General features: G+C 39.3%; 39 protein-coding genes, 2 tRNA genes, 1 other RNA gene and 1 pseudogene. 3 read left to right on the plus strand and 40 right to left on the minus strand.

What is annotated here, in order from left to right:
* The 3 genes and pseudogenes from HMPREF2979_RS10400 to HMPREF2979_RS10405 form a co-directional block, all read left to right on the plus strand.
* Positions 1-84 (plus strand): annotated as a pseudogene (locus tag HMPREF2979_RS10400) (CHAP domain-containing protein); the annotation flags it as partial.
* Between the two features lie 13 nt (positions 85-97).
* On the plus strand, positions 98-346 hold the full coding sequence (locus HMPREF2979_RS02845) for a hypothetical protein (RefSeq protein WP_037611155.1): 249 nt from the start codon (positions 98-100) through the stop codon (positions 344-346).
* A complete protein-coding gene (locus tag HMPREF2979_RS10405) occupies positions 346-1692 on the plus strand; it encodes a tyrosine-type recombinase/integrase (RefSeq protein WP_070655041.1) in 1347 nt (448 codons plus the stop codon). Before HMPREF2979_RS02845 ends, HMPREF2979_RS10405 begins: the two co-directional genes overlap by 1 nt.
* 83 nt (positions 1693-1775) lie before the next feature.
* On the opposite strand, the gene HMPREF2979_RS02855 is transcribed toward HMPREF2979_RS10405, so the two are convergent.
* The 40 genes from HMPREF2979_RS02855 to ssrS all read right to left on the minus strand — a co-directional run bounded on the left by HMPREF2979_RS02855 (position 1776) and on the right by ssrS (position 25774).
* Positions 1776-2657 (minus strand): class II fructose-bisphosphate aldolase, encoded by an 882-nt coding sequence (locus HMPREF2979_RS02855; protein WP_002887043.1) that lies wholly within the window; start codon positions 2655-2657, stop codon positions 1776-1778.
* A 145-nt stretch (positions 2658-2802) separates the two neighbouring features.
* Positions 2803-2888 (minus strand) — tRNA-Leu (locus HMPREF2979_RS02860).
* Positions 2889-3079: 191 nt separating this feature from the next.
* Complete coding sequence (locus HMPREF2979_RS02865) at positions 3080-4375, minus strand: glutamate-cysteine ligase family protein (RefSeq protein WP_021144708.1); 1296 nt, start codon at positions 4373-4375, stop codon at positions 3080-3082.
* Positions 4376-4623: 248 nt separating this feature from the next.
* Positions 4624-5010: a 50S ribosomal protein L17 gene (rplQ, locus tag HMPREF2979_RS02870; RefSeq protein ID WP_002885709.1), complete on the minus strand. Its 387-nt coding sequence runs from the start codon at positions 5008-5010 to the stop codon at positions 4624-4626.
* 17 nt (positions 5011-5027) lie between these two features.
* Positions 5028-5966: a DNA-directed RNA polymerase subunit alpha gene (locus HMPREF2979_RS02875; protein ID WP_002887046.1), complete on the minus strand. Its 939-nt coding sequence runs from the start codon at positions 5964-5966 to the stop codon at positions 5028-5030.
* 48 nt (positions 5967-6014) lie between these two features.
* Positions 6015-6398, minus strand: coding sequence for a 30S ribosomal protein S11 (gene rpsK, locus HMPREF2979_RS02880; RefSeq protein WP_002885718.1), 384 nt, complete (start codon positions 6396-6398; stop codon positions 6015-6017).
* Between the two features lie 26 nt (positions 6399-6424).
* Positions 6425-6790: a 30S ribosomal protein S13 gene (gene rpsM, locus HMPREF2979_RS02885; protein WP_002885820.1), complete on the minus strand. Its 366-nt coding sequence runs from the start codon at positions 6788-6790 to the stop codon at positions 6425-6427.
* A gap of 17 nt (positions 6791-6807) precedes the next feature.
* Positions 6808-6924, minus strand: a complete 117-nt coding sequence (rpmJ, locus tag HMPREF2979_RS10040; RefSeq protein ID WP_000868345.1) for a 50S ribosomal protein L36 — start codon at positions 6922-6924, stop codon at positions 6808-6810.
* A 25-nt stretch (positions 6925-6949) separates the two neighbouring features.
* The gene (infA, locus tag HMPREF2979_RS02890; protein WP_001040189.1) at positions 6950-7168 is read right to left on the minus strand and encodes a translation initiation factor IF-1; all 219 of its coding nucleotides are present in this window, start codon (positions 7166-7168) and stop codon (positions 6950-6952) included.
* 117 nt (positions 7169-7285) lie between these two features.
* Positions 7286-7924: an adenylate kinase gene (locus HMPREF2979_RS02895; RefSeq protein WP_048790850.1), complete on the minus strand. Its 639-nt coding sequence runs from the start codon at positions 7922-7924 to the stop codon at positions 7286-7288.
* Between the two features lie 131 nt (positions 7925-8055).
* Positions 8056-9351, minus strand: a complete 1296-nt coding sequence (gene secY, locus HMPREF2979_RS02900) for a preprotein translocase subunit SecY (RefSeq protein ID WP_002892081.1) — start codon at positions 9349-9351, stop codon at positions 8056-8058.
* 16 nt (positions 9352-9367) lie between these two features.
* Entirely contained in the window at positions 9368-9808 is a 441-nt protein-coding gene (gene rplO / locus HMPREF2979_RS02905; protein ID WP_002885849.1) for a 50S ribosomal protein L15, read from the minus strand.
* Positions 9809-9935: 127 nt separating this feature from the next.
* Positions 9936-10118, minus strand: coding sequence for a 50S ribosomal protein L30 (gene rpmD, locus HMPREF2979_RS02910; protein ID WP_002885773.1), 183 nt, complete (start codon positions 10116-10118; stop codon positions 9936-9938).
* A 14-nt stretch (positions 10119-10132) separates the two neighbouring features.
* Positions 10133-10627, minus strand: coding sequence for a 30S ribosomal protein S5 (gene rpsE / locus HMPREF2979_RS02915; RefSeq protein ID WP_002885626.1), 495 nt, complete (start codon positions 10625-10627; stop codon positions 10133-10135).
* A gap of 18 nt (positions 10628-10645) precedes the next feature.
* Positions 10646-11002: a 50S ribosomal protein L18 gene (gene rplR, locus HMPREF2979_RS02920; protein ID WP_002885810.1), complete on the minus strand. Its 357-nt coding sequence runs from the start codon at positions 11000-11002 to the stop codon at positions 10646-10648.
* Positions 11003-11091: 89 nt separating this feature from the next.
* A complete protein-coding gene (gene rplF, locus HMPREF2979_RS02925) occupies positions 11092-11628 on the minus strand; it encodes a 50S ribosomal protein L6 (RefSeq protein WP_002887056.1) in 537 nt (178 codons plus the stop codon).
* A gap of 126 nt (positions 11629-11754) precedes the next feature.
* The gene (rpsH, locus tag HMPREF2979_RS02930; protein WP_002887509.1) at positions 11755-12153 is read right to left on the minus strand and encodes a 30S ribosomal protein S8; all 399 of its coding nucleotides are present in this window, start codon (positions 12151-12153) and stop codon (positions 11755-11757) included.
* A gap of 122 nt (positions 12154-12275) precedes the next feature.
* The gene (locus HMPREF2979_RS02935; RefSeq protein WP_001085699.1) at positions 12276-12461 is read right to left on the minus strand and encodes a type Z 30S ribosomal protein S14; all 186 of its coding nucleotides are present in this window, start codon (positions 12459-12461) and stop codon (positions 12276-12278) included.
* Between the two features lie 17 nt (positions 12462-12478).
* A complete protein-coding gene (gene rplE / locus HMPREF2979_RS02940) occupies positions 12479-13021 on the minus strand; it encodes a 50S ribosomal protein L5 (protein WP_002887058.1) in 543 nt (180 codons plus the stop codon).
* Positions 13022-13047: 26 nt separating this feature from the next.
* Positions 13048-13353 carry a 50S ribosomal protein L24 gene (gene rplX, locus HMPREF2979_RS02945; RefSeq protein ID WP_002885874.1) on the minus strand — a complete coding sequence of 102 codons (306 nt, stop codon included), beginning with the start codon at positions 13351-13353 and terminating at the stop codon, positions 13048-13050.
* A gap of 80 nt (positions 13354-13433) precedes the next feature.
* Entirely contained in the window at positions 13434-13802 is a 369-nt protein-coding gene (gene rplN, locus HMPREF2979_RS02950; RefSeq protein WP_002885711.1) for a 50S ribosomal protein L14, read from the minus strand.
* 24 nt (positions 13803-13826) lie between these two features.
* Positions 13827-14087 (minus strand): 30S ribosomal protein S17, encoded by a 261-nt coding sequence (gene rpsQ, locus HMPREF2979_RS02955; RefSeq protein ID WP_002885836.1) that lies wholly within the window; start codon positions 14085-14087, stop codon positions 13827-13829.
* A gap of 27 nt (positions 14088-14114) precedes the next feature.
* Positions 14115-14321: a 50S ribosomal protein L29 gene (rpmC, locus tag HMPREF2979_RS02960; protein WP_002885754.1), complete on the minus strand. Its 207-nt coding sequence runs from the start codon at positions 14319-14321 to the stop codon at positions 14115-14117.
* Positions 14322-14330: 9 nt separating this feature from the next.
* Positions 14331-14744 carry a 50S ribosomal protein L16 gene (gene rplP / locus HMPREF2979_RS02965; protein WP_000960950.1) on the minus strand — a complete coding sequence of 138 codons (414 nt, stop codon included), beginning with the start codon at positions 14742-14744 and terminating at the stop codon, positions 14331-14333.
* Between the two features lie 3 nt (positions 14745-14747).
* Complete coding sequence (gene rpsC, locus HMPREF2979_RS02970) at positions 14748-15401, minus strand: 30S ribosomal protein S3 (protein ID WP_002885727.1); 654 nt, start codon at positions 15399-15401, stop codon at positions 14748-14750.
* A 12-nt stretch (positions 15402-15413) separates the two neighbouring features.
* On the minus strand, positions 15414-15758 hold the full coding sequence (rplV, locus tag HMPREF2979_RS02975) for a 50S ribosomal protein L22 (protein ID WP_002887063.1): 345 nt from the start codon (positions 15756-15758) through the stop codon (positions 15414-15416).
* Positions 15759-15773: 15 nt separating this feature from the next.
* Positions 15774-16052 carry a 30S ribosomal protein S19 gene (gene rpsS / locus HMPREF2979_RS02980; protein ID WP_000533765.1) on the minus strand — a complete coding sequence of 93 codons (279 nt, stop codon included), beginning with the start codon at positions 16050-16052 and terminating at the stop codon, positions 15774-15776.
* 93 nt (positions 16053-16145) lie between these two features.
* On the minus strand, positions 16146-16979 hold the full coding sequence (gene rplB / locus HMPREF2979_RS02985) for a 50S ribosomal protein L2 (protein WP_064520872.1): 834 nt from the start codon (positions 16977-16979) through the stop codon (positions 16146-16148).
* Positions 16980-16996: 17 nt separating this feature from the next.
* Positions 16997-17293, minus strand: coding sequence for a 50S ribosomal protein L23 (locus HMPREF2979_RS02990; protein WP_002887066.1), 297 nt, complete (start codon positions 17291-17293; stop codon positions 16997-16999).
* Positions 17293-17916: a 50S ribosomal protein L4 gene (gene rplD / locus HMPREF2979_RS02995; RefSeq protein WP_002885795.1), complete on the minus strand. Its 624-nt coding sequence runs from the start codon at positions 17914-17916 to the stop codon at positions 17293-17295. Before rplD ends, HMPREF2979_RS02990 begins: the two co-directional genes overlap by 1 nt.
* Positions 17917-17940: 24 nt before the next feature.
* Entirely contained in the window at positions 17941-18567 is a 627-nt protein-coding gene (gene rplC / locus HMPREF2979_RS03000; RefSeq protein WP_002885755.1) for a 50S ribosomal protein L3, read from the minus strand.
* A gap of 114 nt (positions 18568-18681) precedes the next feature.
* A complete protein-coding gene (rpsJ, locus tag HMPREF2979_RS03005; RefSeq protein WP_002885653.1) occupies positions 18682-18990 on the minus strand; it encodes a 30S ribosomal protein S10 in 309 nt (102 codons plus the stop codon).
* Between the two features lie 243 nt (positions 18991-19233).
* Positions 19234-20235 carry a Holliday junction branch migration DNA helicase RuvB gene (gene ruvB / locus HMPREF2979_RS03010; RefSeq protein WP_002887068.1) on the minus strand — a complete coding sequence of 334 codons (1002 nt, stop codon included), beginning with the start codon at positions 20233-20235 and terminating at the stop codon, positions 19234-19236.
* A gap of 80 nt (positions 20236-20315) precedes the next feature.
* On the minus strand, positions 20316-22139 hold the full coding sequence (locus HMPREF2979_RS03015) for an acyltransferase family protein (RefSeq protein ID WP_070655043.1): 1824 nt from the start codon (positions 22137-22139) through the stop codon (positions 20316-20318).
* Positions 22136-22546 carry an MORN repeat-containing protein gene (locus tag HMPREF2979_RS03020; protein ID WP_002885750.1) on the minus strand — a complete coding sequence of 137 codons (411 nt, stop codon included), beginning with the start codon at positions 22544-22546 and terminating at the stop codon, positions 22136-22138. The genes HMPREF2979_RS03015 and HMPREF2979_RS03020 overlap by 4 nt, the downstream gene beginning before the upstream one ends.
* The gene (locus tag HMPREF2979_RS03025) at positions 22543-22977 is read right to left on the minus strand and encodes a low molecular weight protein-tyrosine-phosphatase (protein ID WP_070655045.1); all 435 of its coding nucleotides are present in this window, start codon (positions 22975-22977) and stop codon (positions 22543-22545) included. The genes HMPREF2979_RS03020 and HMPREF2979_RS03025 overlap by 4 nt, the downstream gene beginning before the upstream one ends.
* 275 nt (positions 22978-23252) lie before the next feature.
* Positions 23253-24545, minus strand: a complete 1293-nt coding sequence (locus HMPREF2979_RS03030) for an adenylosuccinate synthase (protein WP_070655047.1) — start codon at positions 24543-24545, stop codon at positions 23253-23255.
* A 260-nt stretch (positions 24546-24805) separates the two neighbouring features.
* Positions 24806-25315 (minus strand): DNA topology modulation protein, encoded by a 510-nt coding sequence (locus HMPREF2979_RS03035; RefSeq protein ID WP_070655049.1) that lies wholly within the window; start codon positions 25313-25315, stop codon positions 24806-24808.
* 190 nt (positions 25316-25505) lie between these two features.
* Positions 25506-25578 (minus strand) — tRNA-Lys (locus HMPREF2979_RS03040).
* Positions 25579-25774, minus strand: a non-coding RNA gene (ssrS, locus tag HMPREF2979_RS03045) — 6S RNA.
* Positions 25775-25837: the final 63 nt, after the last annotated feature.

Below are 25837 nucleotides of genomic sequence, written 5' to 3' on the forward strand. Positions count from 1 at the left end.
AACGTCAAAGGCCTAGGAGTCGTTAGCTACCGTACTTTTGATGCAGAAACAGCAAAACAATTTACTTATGTTATTGGAAAATAGAAAGGAGTTATTTATGCTAAAGCTTAAATACGTACCAGTTGAAAACTGCAAAGCCGAATGGGGTGATAAGTTAGCATTAATGAAAAGATTTGAAGGATTAAAATTGAAGACCTTAAATAATTTACTAACTGAAATGAGAATGAATCCCCAATTCAAAGACTATGTGATTAATTCCGGTCACAGAACTGTTTGGATCAACTTCGAGGGTTTCTTAAATTTCTTACGCTATAGGCAAAATAAACGATTTAAAGAGGTGGGATAATGGAGCAAGTTAAAATAGCTAATATTACTCAAAAGACAACAAGACCTGCTGATAAAACTGGATATATTGAAGTAAAATTTAGAACCTACTTCAATAACCCGTTAACGAATAAACGCAGAGAAATTCTATCTGATTGGTATACTATCGCCAATAAAAAGGGTACCACAGGAAAAATAAAACTATCTCCTCAAATTAAAGCTATTATCCATAAAGAACTTCAAGAGAAGGCCAATAAGGTTTATGAAGAGCTGACTGGAACTATTCTTCTAGAAAAATCAGACATCACGCTTGATGAGGTCTGGAATGAATGGCATAATGAACGAGTTGAAAGACAACTAGTTGCTCCTAAAACATTAGCAGGTGAAAATGGTAGATACCGTAACCATATTACTAAGCAAATCCCTAAGGGTTCGATTTTAAAAAATATTCCATCTAGTTTAATTAAAAACTTACTTGATAATCTTTATCCTATAGGAAACCATAAAAGGCTCGCACAAGGTGTAAAATCCGATTTAACATCAATCTATAAGTTTGCCATTCTTCATGATTACATTTCTCCTGACCAAAATCCAATGCCCTATATAAGTATTGGTAGGAAAGGCCTTTCTGACGAATTAGATCGTTTAAAGAAATCAGATATAGAAGATCAATATCTTGAATCTTGGGAACTCAAAGAAGTATTATCCATTGTTCGTAAGTACAATGAACAGTATGCACGTATTTTTGAATTTCAAGCACTAACCGGAATGCGTATTGGTGAAGTGCTCGGTTTAAAGGAGGAAGCTATTGATTTTAATAAAAATATAGCCTCAGTTATTAGAACTCGTGCTACTCATGGAGGAGCTTCAGAAGATAGCTATGAAGGTAATGTAAAGAACTTACAAAGTTACCGAAATGTCCAATTATCTAAAAGGGCTATCGAAATTCTTAAAGAGGAAATTGAGTTAAATCACCAACATATAAGATTCAATCCTGATTATAAAGATAATGGATGGATTTTCACCTCTAAGAGCATCCATAAACCTGATTACAATGGTACTCCTCTTCATTACAGTGTATTAAACAACTTCCTCAACTCTTCAGAAAATGGTAAACTAAACCGCAAGGGAAACCCGAGACGGGCAGGAATCGATATTGACAATAAGCTTAGTTTCAAGAAACATATTACAACTCATATCTTCCGACACACGCATATCAGCTTCTTGGCTGAACAAGGAGTACCTTTAGAGGCTATTCAAGATCGTGTTGGACATTCTAGAGGTAGTCGAGTAACAGAAATTTATTTGCATATCACTAAAAAAACAAAGGATCAAATTATACCTATCCTTGATACTCTTACACAATAAGTGTGGCAAATCTGTGGCAAAACACAAGAAAAAGGCTTGTCCACATTGGACAAACCCTTTATTTTCAAGCTTATATAGTCTAATTAAGCTTTGTTTGCTGAACCGAATACGTCGATACGTTCTTCAACAGCTTCTGTAATAGCTTCGAAACCTGGTTTCAAGAATTTACGTGGGTCGAAGAGTTTCTTCTTGTCGTATTCTGCTTCATTTGCTTCGTATTCAGCAACAAATTTACGTGTTGCGTTAGCAAATGCGATTTGACATTCAGTGTTAACGTTAACTTTAGCAACACCAAGTTTGATAGCTGCTTGGATTTGATCGTCAGGAATACCTGATCCACCGTGCAATACGATTGGGAAGTTAGGAACAGCTTCTGTCAATTTTTGCAAGTGGTCAAGGTGAAGTCCGCTCCAGTTTTCTGGGTAAGGACCGTGGATGTTACCGATACCTGCTGCAAGGAAGTCGATACCAGTTGCAACCATAGCTTTAGCATCTTCGATTGGTGCCAATTCACCATCACCGATGATACCATCTTCTTCACCACCGATTGTACCAACTTCAGCTTCAACTGATACACCGTTAGCGTGTGCAAATTCAACAACTTTAGCTGCTTTTTCAAGGTTTTCTTCAACTGGAAGGTGTGAACCGTCAAACATAACTGAAGTGTAACCTACACGGATACATTCCAAAGCATCATTGTAGTGACCGTGGTCAAGGTGAATAGCAACTGGTACAGTAATACCCATTGATTCAACCAATTCTTCGATAAGAACTTTACACAATTTGTAACCACCCATGTACTTAGCTGCACCCATAGAAGTTTGGATAAGTACTGGAGCTTGTTTAGCTTCTGCTGCACGCAAGATAGCTTGAGTCCACTCAAGGTTGTTTGTGTTAAATCCACCAACTGCGTAACCATTATCACGAGCTGCTTGGACAAATTTTTCTGCTGAAACGATTGCCATTATAAAGGCCTCCTATATTTTTTTGGGTTTGAACCCGTTTACAAGTTTATTCTATCACAATTAGACTCAAAAAACTAGCTTTTCTACAATTTGTAAGCGTTTTGATTTTTTAATACAAAAAAACCAGTCATCTGACTGGTTACTCTGCGGAAAGAGGGACTTGAACCCTCACGACCTAAAGCGGTCACAGGATCCTTAGTCCTGCGCGTCTGCCAATTCCGCCATTTCCGCTAACAACATTAGTTATTATATCAAGATTGACAACTTGTGTCAATACTTTTTTTGAAAGTTTTTATAACTTTCTCTTGTCTCTTTCGAAACAACTACTATATAATACCATTTATTGTTTACTGACGTCAATACTTTTTTGCCTTTTTTTAAATTTTTTAGCAAAAGTTATCTATTATATCTTTTATCAAAGATTAACCTAAACTCTTATTCAGTTTATCTAATTTCTCTCTAAGGGGAGCTAAGTAGACTTCTTCTCCAAAACCACGCGATTTTAAGCCATCCTCAGCACAAGCCAATAACGATTCTGTCAAAGGTAAAATCATTTTGAGGTCTGTAGCAGAAATATCTTTTTTCGAAAATAAACGACGAATTCTAGGAAAATCATAGTCAAATGCTTCAAAAAAGGGTGAGTCATTCAAAATATTTTCCAGATTTTCCAAATTGACTAAAAGACCAAGGTGAAAGGCTACTGGTGCAAAGGTTAATGAGAAAGGTTGGGTACAAACACTGCGAAACTCAATCGTCCCTCGTGTCGTTAAATCTTGGAATTGATAAGAACGGTGAGTCTTAAAATCTTCCTCACTTGGCTCAATAGTGACTACTTTGCCATGAATAGAGTGTGCTTTGACAGATGACGTACTTAGATAGTCTTTAGCACGTATTGGTTCAAAATAGTAGGTTTCATCACCACGCTTGGCAGTAAAAATGGCTGTCTCAGACAAGTAAGAAAAATAGTCATCTTCGCTCTTAAACACCTTAGGAAATACCCCTGCATTTTCCTCAAACACACCATGCATGGAATTCTCCCAGAAAACATCACGGGAAAGCGCTAAATCCCAATCAGAACCCCAAAATTCAGAGTTTGCCAATAATACTGCCTTGGGTCCCTCTATTTGATTAAAAGCATTTAAAACCCTTAAATAGGACGTTTTTGAAACATCTAACTGTACCTGACTCCCACAGATGAAAGAACCATATTCTGGATAATCATGAAAGAAAGGATCCTTCTTTGCTTTAGATAACTCGAGAAAATCCATAAGCATCTCATAACGAGGAGATTTAACAGATCTGTTGTCATTTTTTACCCAGTTTGGATTCACTCCCCAACCTTGCAACTCATGATTATGATTCTGCAGATAAGGTTGGATTATACCGAGGTAAGTATCCAAACGTTCCTCAACCTCAGAGATTCTTTCAGCCTTTGCAAAAGCAAACTCAATCGTATTGTAGGAGACTTCAAAAAGAATCATATCTCCAGAAGCTTTATCGATAAGCTGAATAGGATTATTATCAGAATCATACTTATCAGCTTGAAAATCAAAATTATCCAAAAGATAGACTAGTAACTGTTTTGTAAGAGAGACATCTGTAGCATTACCACTCAAATTAACAACTGGGTATTCCAACTCAATCCCCACAAATAATTCGGGTTGCTCCTTAATTGGCTCATAGTACCTTTGCTTAAGCAGTTCCTTGGCTGTTGTCAAAATAATGTCCCCCTTTTTAAAATAAGCTTATTCCATTATATCAAAATATTCAGACGATTTATAGACAAAAAAACGCCTGCTTACGAAAAATAACCGTATTACCTTTCGTAAACAAGCGTTACATGCTTATTTATTCCCATTTTTATGATGAGTGTTCCCGCTAGGCGTATGCCCAGCGGTAGACCAGAGCTAGACTAAGAAAAGCTAAGCTATTCCATCATCATAACACTCAACAAAATTGATAAAAATTAAACAAGTTCGATGATTGCCATTGGGGCAGCATCGCCACGACGTGGTTCTGTTTTAAGGATACGAGTGTATCCACCGTTACGTTCAGCATAACGAGGTGCGATTTCTGAGAAAAGTTTTTGAAGAGCAGTTGTTGATGTATATTTATCAGTTGCTTCATCATAGCTTTCAGATGCAATTTCGTTACGTACAAATGCAGCTGCTTGACGACGTGCGTGCAAATCACCACGTTTACCAAGAGTAATCATTTTTTCAACTGTTTTACGGATTTCTTTAGCACGTGCTTCAGTTGTAACGATTGCTTCGTTAATGATAAGATCTGTAGTCAAATCACGAAGAACCGCTTTACGTTGTGAGCTTGTGCGTCCAAGTTTACGGTAAGCCATGTTATCCTCCTATATTATTATTTATCGTTTTTGAGTCCAAGTCCAAGATCAGCCAACTTAACTTTGACCTCTTCAAGAGATTTACGACCTAGGTTACGGACTTTCATCATTTCAGGCTCAGTTTTTTCTGTCAAATCATGAACGGTATTAATACCGGCACGTTTCAAACAGTTATATGAGCGTACAGACAAATCAAGTTCTTCGATGGTACGGTCAAGCACCTTTTCATCGTTCACTTTTTCAGTTTCTTTCATTACATCAGTAGCTTTAGCAACGTCAGTAAGGTCAGTAAACAAGTTCAAGTGTTCAATCAAAACGCGAGCCGAGAGACCGAGGGCATCTTCAGGGATGATTGTTCCGTTTGTCATGATTTCGATTGTCAATTTATCAAAACCATCGTTGCTACCTACACGGGCAGGTTCAACTTGATAATTGACTTTTTTCACTGGTGTGTAGATTGAATCTACAGCCAATGTTCCCACTGGTGCATCATCTTTCTTGTTTTCATCAGCTGGAACATAACCACGGTTTGTAGCTACTGTCATAGTCGCTTTCAAAGAAGCTCCTTCAGCGATAGTGAAAAGATAATGATCAGGGTTAACAATTTCAATGTCGCTATCAGTCAAGATATCTCCAGCAGTAACTTCAGCTGGACCTTGAACATCAAGTTCAATTGTTTTTTCGTCTTCGACGTAAGATTTTACAGCAAGTCCTTTAATATTAAGGATAATTTGCATCACGTCTTCACGGACGCCTGGTACGGTATCAAATTCGTGGAGTACTCCATCAATCTTAATTGATGTTACGGCAGCACCTGGAAGTGATGACAAAAGTACACGACGAAGAGAGTTACCCAAAGTTGTACCATAACCACGTTCTAGTGGTTCGATGACAAATTTGCCGTAATCTTTATTTTCATCAATTTTTGTTATTATTGGTTTTTCAAACTCAATCATTTATTATACTCCCTCGAAACGAACCTTGTGTACTATTGTTATTAAAGATTACACACGACGACGTTTTGGAGGACGACAACCATTATGTGGTACAGGTGTTACATCACGGATTGCTGTTACTTCAAGACCTGCAGCAGCAAGAGCACGGATAGCAGACTCACGACCTGAACCAGGACCTTTAACAGTTACTTCAACTGTTTTAAGACCATGTTCTTGTGCAGATTTAGCAGCAGCTTCTGAAGCCATTTGTGCAGCAAATGGTGTAGATTTACGAGAACCTTTGAAACCAAGAGCACCAGCTGATGACCATGCTACAGCGTTACCATGCACATCTGTAATCATAACAATAGTGTTATTGAAAGTAGCGTGAATGTGAGCAATACCAGATTCGATATTCTTTTTCACACGACGTTTACGTGTTGGTTTAGCCAATGTTTTTACCTCCTATTTTATTTTAATTATTTTTTCTTACCTGCAATCGCAACAGCTTTACCTTTACGAGTGCGGGCATTGTTTTTAGTGTTTTGTCCACGGACAGGAAGTCCACGACGGTGACGGATACCACGGTATGAACCGATTTCCATCAAACGTTTGATGTTAAGGTTAACTTCACGACGAAGGTCACCTTCAACTTTGATTGCATCCACTTCGCGACGGATAGCGTCTTCTTGATCATTTGTCAAATCTTTAACGCGGATGTCTTCAGAAACGCCTGCAGCAGCCAAGATTTTCTTAGATGTTGCAAGTCCGATACCGTATACGTAAGTAAGTGAAATTACTACACGTTTATCGTTTGGAATGTCAACTCCAGCAATACGAGCCATGATTTCTCCTTTCTATATTATCCTTGACGTTGTTTGTGTTTTGGATTTGTTGGACAAATTACCATAACACGACCGTTACGACGAATAACTTTACAGTATTCGCAAATTGGTTTAACCGATGGTCTTACCTTCATGTTTCAATCCCTCCAATTATTTCGATTATTTAAAGCGGTATGTGATGCGTCCACGTGTCAAATCATAAGGACTCATTTCAACAGTCACACGGTCACCGACCAAAATACGAATGTAGTTTTTACGGATTTTACCAGAAACTGTCGCCAAAATTTGGTGTCCATTTTCCAATTCAACAGTAAACATAGCATTAGGCATAGTTTCTACAACTTTACCTTCAATTTCAATCACGTCTTCTTTTGCCACGCAAAAGTACCCCCTAAAATTTCGATTTGATTTCCTCTGAGCACAGAGGTAACAATTATAAGTCAGACTAAAGTATTATAACATGCTTAAGTCTGATACGCAAGTAAGATTATATAATTATTTAATTGCTGCAATCGCTTTTTTAACATCAGCGAATACATCGTCGATATCTTGGTTACCTTGAATATCTGATACAAGACCAAGCTCACGGTAATGTGCAATAATTGGCTCCCCTTGAGCAATATTCACATCCAAGCGGCGTTTCACTGTTTCTGGTTTGTCATCTTCACGTTGGTAATAGTCTTCTTCCTTGTAGTCAGCTGGTGGGTTGAATACTTTATGGTAAGTTTCACCTGTTTCGCGGTGAATAATACGACCACTCAAGCGTTCAAGAAGGCAAGATGGATCCACTTCGATATTGATTACTCCATCAAGCTCCAAACCAAGATCAACCAAGATTTGATCCAAGGAATGAGCTTGTTCGATTGTGCGAGGAAAACCATCCAAAAGGAATCCTTTTTCCTTAATGTCGTCTTGAGCCAAACGCTCTTTAACGATTCCGTTTGTTACTTCATCTGGTACCAATTCACCTTTATCGATGAATGATTTGGCCAAAACACCCATTTCAGTTTGGTTAGCCATAGCAGCACGGAACATATCACCAGTTGAGATGTGAGCTACACCAAATTCTTCAACAATTTTTGCAGCTTGAGTCCCTTTACCAGCACCTGGTAGACCCATAATTAAAAGATTCATCTTACGAACTCCTTATTTTTGTTTTCAAATAACTCTATCAAAGTTTAAAAACATTGGTAGAGTTATCAAAAAACAAAAGAGAAGGGACAGAAAGTAACCTTTCTTTCCCTCTCAATTGTTCATGAGAAGACTTAGTCTTCAAGATTCATAAATCCAACGTACTGACGTTTCAATAGGTAACCTTCGAGTTGTTTCATACCTTCGATACCAGTTGAAATCAAGATCAAGAGAGATGTACCACCAAGCGCGATTGAGCTTGTAAGGTGCATAAATTGTTGAGCCGCAATTGGAGCCAATGAAATAAACGCGAGAAATACAGCCCCGATTGTTGCCAATCTCTTAAGCAATGAAGACATGTACTTTTCAGTCTCACGACCTGGACGAACACTAGGAATGTAAGACCCATTCTTTTGAAGATTTTCAGCAGTTTTTTCAGGATTTACTTGGACAAATGTGTAGAAGAATGAGAACAAGATAATCAATATCGCGTAAGTAATCATTCCACTAGGTGTATTATACGAGAGTAGTCCTTGTAAGTGTGATAACCATGTAACCTTCGAGAAGAATGGAAGAATAGTACTAGGAATTGTTGTAATCGAGCTAGCAAAGATAACGGGAATAACACCAGCTGGATTAACTTTCAATGGAAGGTAAGAACTCGTTGGAGCTCCTTGAACCAATTTAGTATATTGAATTGGAATTTGATATTCTGCCTGTTGAACAAATGTCGTAAAGAAGACAATCGCCAAACCTACCACAATTAGCAAAGCAACTATGATATATGAACGAGTCAATTCTCCTGAACGAACGTTGACAAAGAAATCCTCGTAAATTGTTGAGAACATTTTTGGAATAGAAGCAATGATCCCTGAAAAGATAATCATTGACACACCATTACCAAAACCTTTATCTGTGATTTGTTCACCAAGCCATGTCACAATTATGCTACCAGCAGTTAGAATTGTCCCAATCAATAGGTAGGTTGAAACATTTGGTGTTTTAACCAATGAAATTGATGAGAGAGTATTAAAACTTGCTGTAATACCAATCGATTGAACAAAGGCTAAAACAAGAGTGATGTAGCGAGTCGCTTGGTTCAATTTACGACGACCAACTTCCCCTTGTTTGCCCCACTCTACAAATTTTGGATAAATATCCATCTGCAAAAGTTGGACAATGATTGATGCTGTAATGTAAGGACTAACCCCCATCGAGAAGATAGAGAAGTTATTCATGGCATTACCAGACACCAAGTTAAGCATGTTCAAGAAAGGTAAATCACTTAATTGTTTCAAACTTTCCGCATTGATACCAGGAACTGTTACATGAGTCCCTACACGAAAAACGAAAATAATGAAGATTGTAAATAAAATCTTATTACGAACGTTTTTGACTTTCAATGCGTCTTTTAATAGTTTAAAGAACATAATGAGTTACCCCTCATTAGATGACTTCGATTGAACCACCTTTAGCAGTGATAGCTGCTTCAGCAGATTTTGAGAATTTAGCTGCTTTAACAGTCAATTTCTTAGTCAATTCGCCGTTACCAAGAACTTTAACGCCTGATTTTTCAGCACGAACGATTCCAGCTTCTTTAAGAACTGCTGGAGTTACTTCTGTACCATCTTCAAAGACGTTCAATTGATCAAGGTTTACAAGTGCGTATTCTTTAGCGTTGATGTTAGTGAATCCACGTTTTGGAAGACGACGGAACAATGGAGTTTGTCCACCTTCAAATCCTGGACGTACGCCACCACCGCTACGAGCTTTTTGACCTTTTTGACCACGGCCTGAAGTTTTACCGTTACCAGATGAAGTACCACGACCTACACGGTTACGGACTTTACGAGAACCTTCAGCAGGTTTCAATTCATGAAGTTTCATTATTATTTTCTCCTCTTTTTGTAAAATGCTAGCGCCTCTAACCAAGTAAGGTAGCTCAATTAGAAACTCGCCTATACATGAAATTCAGTTTAAGTCGCAAGGGAACCCTCACGACTTAAATCAATTTTTATTTAACGTCTTCTACAGTTACCAAGTGAGATACTGCGTTGACCATACCACGGATAGCAGCGTTGTCTTCTTTAACAACTGAGCTATTCAATTTACCAAGTCCAAGAGCAACAACTGTTTTACGTTGTTCTGGTTTGCGTCCGATTGGAGACTTAGTCAAAGTAATTTTAATTTGAGCCATTGTTATCTCCTTTCTTATGCCAAGTCAGATACTGAGATGCCACGAAGAGCCGCAACTTCTTCAGCACGTTTAAGTTGTTTCAATCCTTCAACAGTCGCACGAACGATGTTGATTGGAGTGTTTGAACCGAGTGATTTAGATGTTACATCAGCAACACCAGCCAATTCGATGACGGCACGAACTGCACCACCAGCGGCAACCCCAGCCCCTTCAACAGCTGGTTTCAACAATACTTTCGCTCCACCAAATTCTGAACGAACTTCGTGAGGAATAGTTGTACCAACCATAGGAACTTCGATAAGGTTTTTCTTAGCTGCTTCAACTGCTTTACGGATAGCTTCTGGAACCTCTTGAGATTTACCAGTACCAAATCCTACGCGACCATTACGGTCACCAACAACAACAAGAGCAGCAAAACGCATGTTGCGTCCACCTTTTACAACTTTAGTAACACGGTTGATAGCAACTACGCGTTCTTCAAGTTCTACTGCATTATCTTTAAATGCCATTATTAAGTGTCCTCCCTATTAGAATTTCAATCCGTTTTCACGAGCTGAGTCAGCCAAAGCTTTAACACGTCCGTGATAGAGATATCCACCGCGGTCAAACACCACTTCAGAAATACCTTTAGCTACTGCGCGTTCAGCAACAAGTTTACCGACAACAACGGCTTGTTCTGTTTTAGTTCCTTTAGAAACTTCTTTATCAAGAGTTGATGCACTTGCGAGCGTTACACCCGCTACGTCATCAATAACTTGAGCGTAGATGCCTGTATTAGAACGGAAAATGTTCAAACGTGGGCGATCAGCAGTTCCAGAGAGTTTTCCGCGAACGCGACGGTGGCGTTTTTGGCGGAGTTTGTTTTTATCTGGTTTCGAAATCACAATTTTCACCTCTTAATTATAATGCTTGCTCATGAGAGCTTTTGGTAAAGAGACAATCCAAAAAGAATTGCCAAAAGGATAAAATCCTATTATTTACCAGTTTTACCTTCTTTACGACGTACGTATTCACCAACGTAACGGATACCTTTACCTTTGTAAGGTTCTGGTGAACGAAGGCTACGGATGTAAGCAGCTGTTTGACCAACAACTTCTTTGTTAATACCACTTACAACGATTGAAGTTGCAGATGGTACTTCAAAAGTAATACCTTCTGGAGCTTCAACTTCGTCTTGGTGAGATTTACCAACTGAAAGAACAAGTTTTGTTCCTTGGAGTTGCGCACGATATCCGACACCGCGCATTTCAAGTTCTTTTTTGAAACCTTCAGAAACACCAACAACCATGTTGTTCAAGTTTGCACGTGAAGTACCGTGGATTGTTTTGTTTTCTTTTGAGTCGTTTGGACGGTGAAGTGTAACTTCGTTGCCTTCAACTTTGATTTCAATGTTTTTGTTAAACTCACGAGTGAGTTCGCCTTTAGGTCCTTTAACAGTAACAACGTTATCGTTGTTTGTTACTTCAACACCAGCAGGCAAAGTAATAACTTTATTACCAATACGTGACATAGTATTTAATTCTCCTGTTAGATTATCAAGCCACAAAGTGACTAGTTTTCACGGGGATGAGTTTCATTGAATATAATCAACGAAACTCGCACAAATCATTTGAGATAAGTGCTTAGTATCAGCTTCTTACCAAACGTAAGCGATAACTTCTCCACCAACGTTCTTTTGACGAGCTTCTTTGTCAGTCAAAAGACCTTCTGAAGTAGAGATGATCGCGATTCCAAGTCCGTTAAGAACTTTAGGAACATCTTCACGTTTAGAGTAAACACGAAGACCTGGTTTTGAGATACGTTTCAAGTTAGTGATAACACGTTCACCGTTTTGTCCGTATTTCAAGAATACGCGGATGATACCTTGTTTGTCATCTTCGATAACTTCAACGTTTTTTACGAAACCTTCACGTTTAAGGATGTCAGCGATACCTTTTTTAATGTTTGATGCAGGTACTTCAAGTACTTCGTGTTTAGCTTGGTTAGCGTTACGAATACGTGTCAAGAAATCTGCAATTGGGTCAGTCATAACCATTTTATATTTTCTCCTCTTACTAGTAGTTTGAATAATTCACTTGCTAGTTAATGATTGAGCTAGGCTCAGATTGTGTTTAATACAATCAAATTAGGTAAAACTAAATTGATTGTACCATGTTTTTACCAAGAAGCTTTGGTAACACCTGGAATTTGACCTTTGTAAGCCAATTCACGGAAGCAAACACGGCAAAGTTTAAATTTGCGATAAACTGAGTGTGGACGTCCACAACGTTCGCAACGAGTGTAAGCTTGCGTAGAGAACTTCGCAGGGCGTTTGTTCTTAGCAATCATTGATTTTTTAGCCAATTTATTTACCTCCTAGATTATTTTGCAAAAGGCATTCCAAGGCCTTTAAGCAATTCACGACCTTCTTCGTCAGTGTTAGCAGTAGTTACGATAACGATATCCATACCACGTACTTTATCAACATCGTCGAAGTTGATTTCTGGGAAGATAAGTTGTTCTTTAACACCAAGTGTGTAGTTACCACGTCCATCAAATGATTTAGTTGGAACACCATGGAAGTCACGAACACGTGGAAGTGATACTGATACCAATTTATCCAAGAATTCGTACATGCGTTCACCACGAAGGGTAACTTTAGCACCGATCGCTACACCTTCACGAAGACGGAAGCCAGCGATTGATTTCTTAGCTTTAGTAATCAATGGTTTTTGACCTGAAATAAGTGCCAACTCAGCAGCAGCTTTTTCAAGAGTTTTAGCGTTGTTTACAGCTTCACCAACACCCATGTTGATAACGATTTTATCAACTTTTGGCACAGCCATAACTGAAGAATAGTTAAATTTTTCAGTCAAAGCTGGAATTACTTCGTTAGTGTATTTTTCTTTAAGACGGTTAGCCATTTAATACTTTCTCCTTTCCTTCGTGATTAGTCAAGCACTTCGCCTGATTTTTTGTTGTAACGAACTTTTTTGCCGTCAACAACTTTGTAACCTACACGTCCAGCTACACCGTTCTTGTCAAGAACTTGAACGTTTGAAGCATGGATTGGTGCTTCTTTTTCCACGATAGCACCTTGAGGGTTTTCAGCTGATGGTTTTTGGTGTTTTTTGATGATTGCAACACCTTCAACAACAACTTTGTTTACTTTTGGAAGAGCTTTAAGAACTACTGCTTCAGTTCCTTTGTCTTTACCAGCAATAACGCGAACTTTATCGCCTTTTTTTACAAACATTTGAGTATTTCTCCTATTATTTCTTACGCCCTAATGGGCACCCTGAATATATCAGGGGACTAAGTTTGTGTTAATTCAGATTAAAGTACTTCTGGCGCCAAAGATACGATACGCATGTATCCACCTTCACGCAATTCACGTGCAACAGGGCCAAAGATACGAGTTCCACGAGGAGTTTTGTCATCGCGGATGATTACTGCAGCGTTGTCATCAAACTTGATGTATGAACCGTCTGGACGGCGAGCACCAGTTTTTGTACGAACGATAACAGCTTTAACAACATCACCTTTTTTAACAGCTCCACCTGGTGTAGCTTGTTTTACAGTTGCAACGATAACGTCGCCGATGTTAGCGAATTTACGTCCTGAACCACCAAGAACTTTGATAGTCAAGATTTCACGAGCACCGCTATTATCAGCAACTTTTAAGCGACTTTCTTGTTGAATCATTTCAATTGTCTCCTTTTAGTTTTATTAGATAATAACAGCTTCTTCCACAACTTCTACAAGACGGAAGCGTTTTGTAGCTGAAAGTGGGCGAGTTTCCATGATACGAACGATATCGCCTTCTTTAGCAACGTTGTTTTCATCATGTGCTTTGTATTTTTTAGAATAGTTGATACGTTTACCATAGACTGGGTGGTTACGTTTAGTTTCAACTACAACTGTGATTGTTTTATCCATCTTGTCAGATACTACGCGTCCAACAAGGGTTTTACGTTGATTACGTTCCATTATTAGAATTGCTCCTTTCCCAATCTATTATTTGATTTCAGATTGCACAGTTTTAACACGTGCAATTTGTTTTTTCACTTCGTTCAAACGGGCAGTTTGATCAAGTTGACCTGCTGCAGCTTGGAAACGAAGGTCGAAAAGTTCTTTCTTAAGTTCGTTTTCTTTTTTAGCAAGCTCTTCTTGAGACAAGCCACGAAGCTCAGCAACAAACTTTTTGATTTCTTCAAGTTTCATGTCTTCTCCTTATTCTGCTTCACGTTTCACGAATTTACATTTAACTGGCAATTTGTGGCTAGCAAGACGAAGTGCTTCACGTGCAACTTCTTCAGAAACACCTGCGATTTCGAACATTACTTTACCACGTTTAACTGGTGCTACCCAACCTTCAGGTGCCCCTTTACCAGAACCCATACGTACACCGATAGCTTTAGCAGTGTATGATTTGTGTGGGAAGATCTTGATCCAAACCTTACCACCACGTTTCATGTAACGAGTCATGGCAATACGAGCAGCCTCGATTTGACGGTTTGTGATCCAGTGGCTAGTTGTAGCTTGAAGACCGTATTCACCGAATGATACTTCTTTACCACCTTTAGCCTCACCGCGCATTTTTCCACGGAATTCACGACGGTGTTTAACACGTTTAGGTACTAACATTTGTTATTTGCCTCCTTTAGTGTTTTTACGAGCTGGAAGAACTTCTCCACGGTAGATCCAAACTTTAACACCAAGTTTACCGTAAGTTGTGTCAGCTTCTTCCCAAGCGTAATCGATATCAGCGCGAAGTGTGTGAAGTGGAACTGTACCTTCAGAGTATCCTTCTGCACGGGCGATATCTGCACCGTTCAAACGACCTGATACTTGAGTTTTGATTCCTTTAGCTCCAGCACGCATTGCACGTTGGATAGCTTGTTTTTGTGCACGACGGAAAGCAACACGTTGCTCAAGTTGACGAGCAATTGTTTCACCAACAAGGTGAGCGTCCAAATCAGGTTTCTTGATTTCAACGATGTTGATGTGTACTTGTTTTCCAGTCAATTTGTTAAGTTGAGCGCGAAGAGCGTCAACGTTTGATCCACCTTTACCGATAACCATACCTGGTTTAGCAGTGTGAAGTGAAACAATAACTTTGTTTACAGCACGTTCGATTTCAATAGTTGAAACTGAAGCGTCTGCAAGTTCTTTTTGAATGAATTTGCGGATTGCCAAATCTTCGTGAAGGTAATCTGCGTATTCTTTTTCAGCATACCATTTCGCATCCCAGTCACGGATGATCCCGACACGCATACCAATTGGATGTACTTTTTGACCCACGAGTTTACCTCCTTATTTTTCTGACACAACTACAGTTACGTGAGTTGTGCGTTTGTTGATTGGTGAAGCTGAACCTTTCGCACGTGGACGGAAACGTTTCATTGTTGGTCCTTCGTTTGCGAATGTTTCAGATACTACCAAGTTAGCTTTTTCCAAACCAAAGTTGTTTTCTGCGTTAGCGATAGCAGAGTTAAGAGTTTTCTCAACAATGCGAGCTGCTTTGTTTGGAGTGAATTTCAAGATTGCGATTGCATCAGCAACGTTCTTACCACGGATAAGATCAAGAACAAGACGTGTTTTACGAGGTGAAACACGCACTGTACGAGCCATTGCTTTAGCTGAAGTAATTTCTGCCATTGTGTCCTCCTCCTATTAACGACGTGTTTTCTTATCGTCAGCTGCGTGACCTTTGTAAGTACGAGTTGGTGCAAATTCACCAAGTTTGTGACCTACCATGTCTTCTTGGATGTAAACAGGAACGTGTTTACGTCCATCATAAACTGCGATAGTGTATCCGATGAAACTTGGGAAAATCGTTGAACGACGTGACCAAGTTTTAATTACTTTTTTCTTTTCGTCATTTGCTTGAGCTTCAACTTTTTTCATCAAATGCTCATCGACGAAAGGTCCTTTTTTAAGACTACGTCCCATTTTGTAGTTTTCTCCTTTAAATTGAATGTACCACAGCGGCTTGCACTAAGAAGTGCTACCGAGTTGGCGGATGTTATGTGCTAAGCGACTAAATTATTTTTCGTTACGACGACGAACGATAAGTTTGTCAGATTTAGCTTTCTTGTTACGAGTTTTAAGACCAAGCGCAGGTTTACCCCATGGAGTAGATGGCGCTTTACGTCCAACTGGTGCTTTACCTTCACCACCACCGTGTGGGTGATCGTTAGGGTTCATTACAGAACCACGAACTGTTGGGCGAATACCTTTCCAGCGATTACGGCCGGCTTTACCAAGGTTGATAAGTGATTGTTGTTCGTTACCTACAGTACCGATAGTTGCACGACATGTACCAAGAACCATACGAACTTCGCCTGATTGAAGACGAACAAGTACGTATTTACCTTCTTGACCCAAAACTTGAGCAGATGCACCAGCAGCACGGATAAGTTCAGCACCTTTACCTGGTTGAAGCTCAATGTTGTGGATAACTGTACCAACTGGGATGTTTGCAAGTGGAAGAGCGTTACCAACTTTGATATCCGCATCTGGACCTGAAACGATACGTTGACCTACTTCAAGACCTTTAGGTGCGATGATGTAAGCTTTAACCCCGTCAGTGTAGTGTACAAGAGCGATGTTTGCAGTACGGTTTGGATCATACTCAATTGTTTTAACAACTGCTTCAACGCCATCTTTGTTACGTTTGAAGTCAATCAAACGGTAGTGACGTTTGTGTCCGCCACCTTGGTGACGTACAGTGATACGACCGTTGTTGTTACGACCAGCTTTGTTCTTAAGAGAAACAAGCAATGATTTTTCAGGAGTGCTTGTAGTGATTTCTGCGAAATCCAAAGAAGTCATGTTACGACGGCCATTTGTCGTTGGTTTATAAACTTTAATACCCACGTTAATTTCTCCTTTGATTATTCAGCTTCAGCTGCAAACAACTCGATTGCTTTAGAATCAGCTGTAAGAGTGATGATAGCTTTTTTAGTTTTTGAAGTGAAACCAGTGTAACGTCCAACACGTTTTTGTTTTGGTTTAACAGTTACAGTGTTCACGCTAGCAACTTTAACACCTTCAAATGCAGCTTCAACTGCTTGTTTGATCAAGAGTTTGTGTGCACGTGTATCAACTTCGAAAGTGTATTTTCCTGCTTCAAGAGCAATCATAGATTTCTCAGTGATAACAGGTTTTTTGATTACGTCATACAAATTCATTATGCAAGAACCTCCTCGATTGATGAGATAGCTTCTTTAGTAACAAGAAGTTTATCTGCGTTTACGATGTCAAGTACACTTGCAGTTGCAGGAGTTGCAACAGTTACGTTTGCAAGGTTACGTGCTGAAAGTTCAGCGAATTTGTTTCCTTCTTCAACGATAACAAGTACTTTAGAATCGATGCTAAGAGCTGAAAGAACGTTTGCGAATTCAGCAGTTTTTGGAGCTGCAAATGAAAGAGCTTCAACTGCTACAAATTTATCTTCTGCAACTTTAGCTGAGTAAACAGATTTCAATGCAAGGCGACGAACTTTTTGTGGAAGTTTGTATCCGTAAGAACGTGGAGTTGGTCCGAAGACAACACCACCACCACGCCATTGTGGTGAGCGGATAGAACCTTGACGAGCACGTCCAGTTCCTTTTTGACGCCATGGTTTACGTCCACCACCTGATACTGCTGAACGGTTTTTAACCGCGTGAGTACCTTGGCGAAGGCTAGCACGTTGGCTGATTACGACATCAAATACTACTGATTCGTTTGGTTCGATACCGAAGATAGCGTCGTTAAGTTCAACTGTGCTAACTTCTTTACCAGTTTGGTCAAATAGTTTTACGTTTGCCATTTTTAACTGATTTCTCCTTTCTTATTATTTAGCAGCTTTAACTGCTGATTTGATAGTGATAAGAGATTTCTTAGCACCTGGTACGTTACCTTTGATAAGGATAACGTTTTTCTCTGGGATAACTTGTACAACTTCAAGGTTTTGAATTGTCACACGGTTGCCACCCATACGTCCTGCCAAGTGTTTGTTTTTGAAAACACGGTTAGGCGCAACAGGTCCCATTGAACCTGGACGACGGTGGTAACGAGAACCGTGAGCCATAGGTCCGCGTGATTGACCGTGGCGTTTGATAACACCTTGGAAACCTTTACCTTTTGAAGTACCAGTTACGTCAACAACATCTCCAGCTTCGAATGTGTCAACAGTGATTTCTGATCCAACTTCCAAGCCTTCAATGTTTTTGAATTCACGAATGAAGCGCTTAGGAGCTGTGTTAGCTTTCGCTACGTGGCCTTTGGCAGGTTTGTTGCTCAATACTTCGCGTTTGTCGTCAAAACCAACTTGAACTGCTTCGTAACCGTCTGTTTCAACAGTTTTAACTTGAAGCACAACGTTTGGAGTAGCTTCGATGACAGTAACAGGGATAAATTCACCTGCTTCAGTGAAGATTTGAGTCATTCCCACTTTTTTCCCTAAGATTCCTTTTGTCATGAGAAAATATTTCCTTTACTTTATTGTTTTTTCAAAAAGTTTTTTATGAGCGTTTTTTATGCTCAAAAAAGTTTTTAACGAGCGTTTTTTATGCTCAATGAATCAAGCTTTTAATTAAAGTTTGATTTCTACGTTCACACCACTTGGAAGATCAAGTTTCATCAAAGCGTCAACTGTTTTTTGAGTTGGGTTGATGATGTCGATAAGACGTTTGTGTGTACGCATTTCAAATTGTTCGCGAGAATCTTTATATTTGTGAGTCGCACGAATAATTGTGTAGAGACTACGTTCAGTTGGAAGTGGAACTGGCCCAGCAACTGTCGCACCTGTGCGAGTTGCAGTTTCTACGATTTTTTCAGCCGCTGTATCAAGCGTACGGTGTTCGTAAGCTTTCAAACGGATACGAATTTTTTTGTTTGCCATTTTTTCTCCTCTTTCGTCTATTTAAGATAATAGGCTAGCTCCTCAAGAAAACCAACACGGATTGCGTGGCAGTGCAACCAGGCGTGTCGCAACCTCTTGTATCATAGCTAAGCGCTGTATTTACAGCACCATAATATAATAACAAAAGAACCTACTCATTGCAAGGGATTTTTTAAGTTTTTTTCCTTTTTCTTTATTTTCTTTTTTGACTAAACAAAAAATCCACCTTAGATGGATTTTTTATCAACTTTCTTGAGTGTAGTCGTACCCCATGTGTTCATAGGCTTTAACCGTTGCAACACGACCTGTTCGTGTACGCATAATGAATCCTTTTTGAATTAGGTAGGGTTCATACATATCTTCTACCGTTTCTCGCTCTTCTGCAATATTCACCGACAAGGTACCTAGACCAACCGGTCCCCCACCATACATTTCAATCATAGTTCGAAGAATTTTTTGATCGACATAATCTAGTCCTTCATGGTCCACATCCAACATAGTCAACGCCTTGTCTGCAATCTTATCATCAATGATGCCATCACCCATGATTTGTGCATAGTCTCTCACGCGCTTAAGTAGGCGGTTAGCAATACGAGGCGTCCCACGGCTACGACGTGCTAGCTCTAGAGCAGCTTCAGGTGTTATAGTCATGTCAAAGATTTCTGAAGTACGTTCAATAATTTCCTTCAAATCTGGTAGCTCATAATATTCCATATGACCATTAATCCCAAAACGAGCCCTCAATGGATTTGACAACATACCTGCTCGTGTAGTTGCACCTACTAATGTGAACGGTGGTAACTCTAGGTGGACACTACGACTTGTTTCGCCCGCACCAATCATGATATCGATGTAGTAATCTTCCATAGCACTATAAAGAACTTCTTCAACTGCCATAGGCATCCGGTGAATCTCATCAATAAATAAGATATCACCCGGCTCCAAGTCATTGAGTATGGCAACTAAATCACCAGCCTTTTCAATTGCTGGCCCAGACGTCTGCTTTAAATTGACTCCCATCTCATTAGCTATCACAAAAGCCATAGTTGTTTTCCCCAAACCTGGAGGACCAAACAAAAGAGTATGATCTAGGGCTTCATCACGAAGTTTAGCTGCCTCTATAAAAATCTTTAATTGGTCTTTAACCTTATCTTGACCAATGTATTCCTTAAAGTACTGAGGACGAAGGGTACGCTCAACATACTCCTCATCTCCTAGTAAATCATTATCTAATATTCTTGCCATAGGCTTATTTTAGCACAAAACAAAAAATGCAGTCAAAATTTGTCCATAAAAAAGAAGACAAGACTTGCCTTCTCTTTTAATTATTTCTTACCACCCTTAACTGGTGCCTTATCAGCTTTCTCTATAGCTTCTTTAATTGTCTTAGTATAGAGTTTAGCGCCACGGTTAATTGAGTCGCTATCGGATCCAAAGTGAACCCCATCTGTACCATTCCAGATAGAAATATTTTCTTTAGCCACTTGATACCAGTCAGCAACCGTCACAAAGTCGTATTTCTTAGCCATCTCTAACTCATACTTACGTAACTGAAGCAAAGATTGGGCCTCATTACCAGATTTACTACCATTATATGGTGTCACAAAGATAATATGGTGACCCTTAGGTAAATTCTTGATGATTTTATTAATAACGCCTTTATAGTCGTCAATCTCATTAACACCACCAGCAATGACAACATCCTTAGCAAGAGCATTACTATCCGCGTAATCTTTAAGCAAATCGTTGATTGTTGATAGGTTACGACTGACTACTGCATCTATAGCGACATTATCAATACTTGATTCCAGCTGATCTTTTGATCTAAGAGCTACGGAGTCCCCTAAAATTGTCACTCCCTTATTCACACCAAATGAAGTAGCCTGACTGTTCTCCGCATTTGTACGCGTCAATTTCATCTTAGTTTGAGCTTGCGACAAACCATTAGCTTCTAAATCTTTCTCAAAGTTCCCTACAGCCGGCGCAAAGAGAGAAATAAGCACTGTAATTAAGGTGAGACCACTAAATACATAAAGCACAATATGTCGGTACGGCGTCAAGTCTAGGTCTATTCCAAAGAGACTGGCCTTTCTTCCTGCAATAAATGGCTCTATTATATAGTAGGAAAGTGTCGCAAAAACAATTGACAGAATCGTTGTCAGAATGACTGCAATAATATTATTGGTCAATTGACTAAAGATAATATATAGTGGCCAGTGAAAAAGATAGACACTATAACTGATTTCTGCCAGATAACTAATAAGAGCAGGCTCTGATTTTCCAGGCAATTTCTCATGGAGGACACGGGCAGAGTAGATCATAACAGCCGTGAACAAACTAGCCAAAACAAAACCAAATAGATAGGTGATGCGTTCCTCAAAATGAAGGACTAAGCCCAACAATACGAGCAAGGCAAAACTCCCTACCATATAAAGGACTGTCTTTTTCAGAGCCCAAAGACGTATATTTTTCTTGAACCTAGCGGTCGTTTCATACACACCCGAAAGTGTCGCAAAGAGCGAGCCTAGGAAGAATGGATAGGCATGCGTAATTGATGAGAAATATAAGCGAGAAAAACTATCAACAAAGAAAGCACTAATAAACATTGATAGGAAGCTCACCATAAAGCAGGCAAGAGATACCATAAAGACTAGGCCTCTAAATTGATTTTGGTGTTTGACACGCTTAGCTAGGAACCAAAGCAAGACACCCCAAAGAATATAATAGTGAACCTCAATAGCCAGACTCCATGTATGGAGGTAAATATGCTGGTTAAACTGGTTCTCGTAATTTCCCCCAGTCAGAATCTCATAATAGTTAGTTACAAAACCGATAACAGAGGTAATTTGACGTCCAATACCTGCAATAAAATCATTTCGAACCAAGAGTGCCAAAGGGGTACAGATAAGCACCATCAACACAAGTGGTGGTACGATCCGGTAGAAGCGTCGTCGCATAAAACCAAGGTAATCAATGCGATGCGTCCGAGATACCTCATCAATCAAAAGCGCTGTAATCAAATACCCTGAGAAGGTAAAGAAGACATCAACACCGATGAAGCCCCCAGGAAGAATACTTGGGAAGAAATGATAGATCAGAACCAAAAATAGTCCTGTCACACGAATATAAGAAAACCAGTTAATTCTCATCCTTTAAAAATCCCCTGCTTAAATTTTCCTTTGTAGGTAACCTTATTTTCAGTAGTCAATTTTCCTTGGCCATCGGCTTGCCCAGACTTGAACTCACCTTGATAAATCCAACCCTCATGAGATTTGAAGGTTCCTTGACCATTAAAGGAACCATTCTTAAATTCTCCTGTGTAGGTATCACCATTGTCATAGGTCAAAGTTCCTTGACCATTCAAACGGTGGTTCTGCATCTGACCTTTATAGGTAATCTTAGTCCCATCAATCTTGATAGAATGTTGCGTTTTTATAGTCACCAAAAACAAGGACAGGGCACATAAAATAATAACCCCTACTGTGATACGCTCAAATTGATTTCGGTCAATATCAATATTTTTAAAATCAAAATCCTTTAGTTGTTTAAAATTCATTGTCTATCCTTAATCCACTGTAACCAGTCTCGACAACCTGCAGTTACCAATTTATATGTTTCTTCAAAGTCACCTGTGTACCATGGGTCCGGCACTCCACCAGGTCTGAAAAGCTTGATTTTATCGTCATAATGCCCTGCAGATATCTGTAGAAGATCCTCAACATTTGACTCATCCATTCCCACAACTAGATCAAAGAACTCAAAATCAGCCTGACTAATCTGCTGTGAGCCCTTGGAAGAGTCAAAAGAAATAGCATATTTCCTTAAAATCTTTTGGGTACCTTGATGAACTGGATTTCCATGCTCCCATGAAGATGTCGCGCGACTTTCGATATGCAAAGACTCTCCTTTGTCCAGCTCTTTCATCACAAATTCTGCCATTGGGCTACGACAAATATTCCCCAGACAAACAAATACAATCTTCTTCATTATTCACCTCTTGCCCAAAAACCATTAAGAGATATGCTCACTTATTTTCTTTGTCAAAATTACGAACACACTTTTAAATCATGAAAGTAGGTTCTCATTAATTTTCATTTAATCAATCCATATTATACCGAAAAACTAATCAAATAGAAAGGTTTCTTTCCTAATCATATCGAAAAATTAGTAACCTTTTTAACAGTTGCAACATTCATATTAATCTATAAGTTTAAGGCGTGAGAAAAGAGAATCTAGTTTCCTAGATTCTCCTTTTATTGGCTTTAGATATTTGACCAAACACTTTCAAGAATGTTTGTTTGTTCACGTCCTGGTCCTACAGAGAAAGTAGAGATACGTACACCTACCAATTCACCAACACGTCGAACATAATTACGAGCATTTTCAGGAAGCTCATCTAAACTTCGGCAACCTGTGATGTCTTCTTCCCAACCTGGCAATTCTTCATAGATTGGTTTACAGCGTTTCAATTGCTCAAGACTAGCTGGGTAGTAATCAATACGCTCACCATCAAGATCATAAGCTACACAAATTTTTACAGTGTCAAGACCTGAGAGAACATCGATACAGTTCAAGCTGAGGTTTGTGATACCTGATACACGACGGCTATGGCGCATCACCACTGAGTCAAACCATCCCACACGACGTGGACGTCCAGTTGTTGTTCCATATTCATGACCAACTTCACGGATACGTTCACCTACTTCATCAAATAACTCAGTTGGGAAAGGACCATCACCAACACGACTCGTATAGGCCTTACATACACCTACGACCTTATTGATTTTTGATGGACCAACACCTGAACCGATTGTAACACCACCCGCAACTGGGTTTGATGACGTTACAAATGGGTAAGTACCTTGGTCAATATCAAGCATAACCCCTTGAGCTCCTTCAAAGAGGACACGTTTGCCTGCATCAAGAGCGTCGTTCAAGATAACAGATGTATCTGTAACGTACTGCTTAATTTGTTGTCCGTAAGCGTAGTATTCTTCAAAAATCTCATCGAATGATAATTCTTCAGCCTCATACATCTTACTGAAAAGACGGTTTTTCTCAGCTAAGTTTGTTTTCAAACGATCAGTAAAGATTTCTTTGTCCAAAAGGTCTGCAATACGGATACCTACACGCGCAGCCTTATCCATATAGGCAGGCCCAATACCCTTGTTAGTTGTACCAATCTTATTATCACCTTTAGCAGCTTCTTGCAGTTGATCAAGTTTAATATGGTACGGCAAGATAACGTGCGCACGGTCAGAAATACGAAGGCTCTCTGTTGACACACCTTCCGCATGAAGATATTCCAACTCTTTGACAAGTGATTTAGGATTGACCACTACACCGTTCCCGATAACAGAGATTTTCTCTGGGAAGAAAATACCTGATGGAATCAAGTGCAATTTAAATTTCTTACCATCGATAACAATCGTGTGACCTGCATTGTCTCCACCTTGATAACGTGCGATCACTTCGGCATCTTGACTTAGGAAATCTGTAATTTTCCCTTTACCTTCATCACCCCACTGGGTACCCACAACAACTACTGATGTCATATTATTTTGATAACGGACAGCTCCACCTTTACGAGGCTGTCCCCACCTTTCTTGAAAAACTTCACGGTGGGAATTTCACCCACAAGTTTCGCGTTACAGTTTATTATAGCAGAAAAAAGGTTATTTGTTCAACGTTGAAAGCGCTTCTTACAAAATATTCTGACAGTTATAGCTAAGATTGCAACTCGTTATTTACGATCTCTTTTTTATCCTTACATCTTATATAGAACTACCAGCTATTTTATGACCAAATAATTCTACTAGCTATTAACCTGCTTCATATAATGATTTAACTGCCTTTGATTCTTTAAAACAGTTGTCTTGTCAGAATAATTTTTAACAACTGTATGATACTGCTTGACATATTTTTTGGAACGTCCGTCTAATAAAATCCATTTCACAAATGCAAAATCAAATTTTTCATTACAGTCTTCTGCCATGCTAGGACGTGTCTTTCCCCTATATGTTAAATAGCGCCTAAATGCCCGATAGAGACAATTAACTCTGTTAAAGTTGAAATAGACAATACAGTCAGCTTCCCTCATCCGTTCTTCATAAAGACAGGCCGAGTAATTCCCTTCAATAATCCAATCACTTTGTAGCATAAATGTTGATATATCGTCAGTCATTTCATCAACTGTTCGCTCTTGCCAATTTGATGTGAAATGAATTTTATCTAAATGAAGAACCTCACAATTGTAGTGTTGACCTAAAAAATTTGCCAAAGTCGACTTTCCAGAGCCGCTATAGCCAATGATTGCAATTTTCAACACATGTCTCCTTTTTCAATTCTGTTTCCTGACTAATATCATAACACAAAGCATATATCTTAGAAGGAATTATCATTTGGAACAACTCTCCTTTGGACAAACAAGCACGTAAAGTTCTGTTTAAAGTGAGTTCTTTCTTAGAAAAATAAAAAAAAGAGACCTACAATCAAGTCTCTTTTCGATATTAAACTGCCCCCTACAGGGCTCGAACCTGTGACCCATGGATTAAGAGTCCACTGCTCTACCAACTGAGCTAAGGAGGCTGGATGCTGTATTGGTACCGATGATCCACGGTTTGTATTGAACCCGCGACGTAAAAAAGCAGGTGGGCGACTCGCTACTAACTTCAGTTGCTTCTGGGTGAGCCAGCCTGCACACTGTTAATAGACCTCTGTCTCCCGATAATACAAAAATTAGTCGGTCAACACTTATATGTGGATTCGTATACCACAGCAATTTCTATGTTTTTATAATACCACTTTTGAAAATTATTGCAAGAGGAAAAATCAATTTTTTTGCAAT

The organism is Streptococcus sp. HMSC078H12 (genome assembly GCF_001814615.1).
Lineage (GTDB): Bacteria > Bacillota > Bacilli > Lactobacillales > Streptococcaceae > Streptococcus > Streptococcus salivarius_F.

Bases quoted from the DNA above. Each gene is read 5' to 3' on its own strand.
- HMPREF2979_RS02895 (WP_048790850.1), bottom strand. From the start codon at position 7,924: ATGAATCTTTTAATTATGGGTCTACCAGGTGCTGGTAAAGGGACTCAA.
- rpsE (WP_002885626.1), bottom strand. From the start codon at position 10,627: ATGGCATTTAAAGATAATGCAGTAGAACTTGAAGAACGCGTAGTTGCT.
- HMPREF2979_RS02875 (WP_002887046.1), bottom strand. From the start codon at position 5,966: ATGATTGAGTTTGAAAAACCAATAATAACAAAAATTGATGAAAATAAA.
- rplX (WP_002885874.1), bottom strand. From the start codon at position 13,353: ATGTTTGTAAAAAAAGGCGATAAAGTTCGCGTTATTGCTGGTAAAGAC.
- rplV (WP_002887063.1), bottom strand. From the start codon at position 15,758: ATGGCAGAAATTACTTCAGCTAAAGCAATGGCTCGTACAGTGCGTGTT.
- HMPREF2979_RS02990 (WP_002887066.1), bottom strand. From the start codon at position 17,293: ATGAATTTGTATGACGTAATCAAAAAACCTGTTATCACTGAGAAATCT.
- HMPREF2979_RS03015 (WP_070655043.1), bottom strand. From the start codon at position 22,139: ATGAGAATTAACTGGTTTTCTTATATTCGTGTGACAGGACTATTTTTG.
- rpmC (WP_002885754.1), bottom strand. From the start codon at position 14,321: ATGAAACTTGAAGAAATCAAAAAGTTTGTTGCTGAGCTTCGTGGCTTG.
- rpsQ (WP_002885836.1), bottom strand. From the start codon at position 14,087: ATGGAACGTAATCAACGTAAAACCCTTGTTGGACGCGTAGTATCTGAC.
- HMPREF2979_RS02845 (WP_037611155.1), top strand. From the start codon at position 98: ATGCTAAAGCTTAAATACGTACCAGTTGAAAACTGCAAAGCCGAATGG.
- rpsS (WP_000533765.1), bottom strand. From the start codon at position 16,052: ATGGGACGTAGTCTTAAAAAAGGACCTTTCGTCGATGAGCATTTGATG.
- rplD (WP_002885795.1), bottom strand. From the start codon at position 17,916: ATGGCAAACGTAAAACTATTTGACCAAACTGGTAAAGAAGTTAGCACA.
- rplC (WP_002885755.1), bottom strand. From the start codon at position 18,567: ATGACAAAAGGAATCTTAGGGAAAAAAGTGGGAATGACTCAAATCTTC.
- HMPREF2979_RS03025 (WP_070655045.1), bottom strand. From the start codon at position 22,977: ATGAAGAAGATTGTATTTGTTTGTCTGGGGAATATTTGTCGTAGCCCA.
- rplF (WP_002887056.1), bottom strand. From the start codon at position 11,628: ATGTCACGTATTGGTAATAAAGTTATTACTTTGCCTGCTGGTGTTGAA.
- HMPREF2979_RS03030 (WP_070655047.1), bottom strand. From the start codon at position 24,545: ATGACATCAGTAGTTGTTGTGGGTACCCAGTGGGGTGATGAAGGTAAA.
- HMPREF2979_RS02855 (WP_002887043.1), bottom strand. From the start codon at position 2,657: ATGGCAATCGTTTCAGCAGAAAAATTTGTCCAAGCAGCTCGTGATAAT.
- HMPREF2979_RS03020 (WP_002885750.1), bottom strand. From the start codon at position 22,546: ATGAATTTTAAACAACTAAAGGATTTTGATTTTAAAAATATTGATATT.
- ruvB (WP_002887068.1), bottom strand. From the start codon at position 20,235: ATGGCAAGAATATTAGATAATGATTTACTAGGAGATGAGGAGTATGTT.
- HMPREF2979_RS10405 (WP_070655041.1), top strand. From the start codon at position 346: ATGGAGCAAGTTAAAATAGCTAATATTACTCAAAAGACAACAAGACCT.
- rpsJ (WP_002885653.1), bottom strand. From the start codon at position 18,990: ATGGCAAACAAAAAAATTCGTATCCGTTTGAAAGCTTACGAACACCGT.
- rplN (WP_002885711.1), bottom strand. From the start codon at position 13,802: ATGATTCAACAAGAAAGTCGCTTAAAAGTTGCTGATAATAGCGGTGCT.
- rplO (WP_002885849.1), bottom strand. From the start codon at position 9,808: ATGAAACTTCATGAATTGAAACCTGCTGAAGGTTCTCGTAAAGTCCGT.
- secY (WP_002892081.1), bottom strand. From the start codon at position 9,351: ATGTTCTTTAAACTATTAAAAGACGCATTGAAAGTCAAAAACGTTCGT.
- rplP (WP_000960950.1), bottom strand. From the start codon at position 14,744: ATGTTAGTACCTAAACGTGTTAAACACCGTCGTGAATTCCGTGGAAAA.
- rplE (WP_002887058.1), bottom strand. From the start codon at position 13,021: ATGGCTAACCGTCTTAAAGAAAAATACACTAACGAAGTAATTCCAGCT.
- rpmJ (WP_000868345.1), bottom strand. From the start codon at position 6,924: ATGAAGGTAAGACCATCGGTTAAACCAATTTGCGAATACTGTAAAGTT.
- rpsM (WP_002885820.1), bottom strand. From the start codon at position 6,790: ATGGCTCGTATTGCTGGAGTTGACATTCCAAACGATAAACGTGTAGTA.
- rplQ (WP_002885709.1), bottom strand. From the start codon at position 5,010: ATGGCTTACCGTAAACTTGGACGCACAAGCTCACAACGTAAAGCGGTT.
- rpsH (WP_002887509.1), bottom strand. From the start codon at position 12,153: ATGGTTATGACTGACCCAATTGCAGATTTCTTGACACGTATTCGTAAC.
- rpmD (WP_002885773.1), bottom strand. From the start codon at position 10,118: ATGGCTCAAATTAAAATTACTTTGACTAAGTCTCCAATCGGACGCAAA.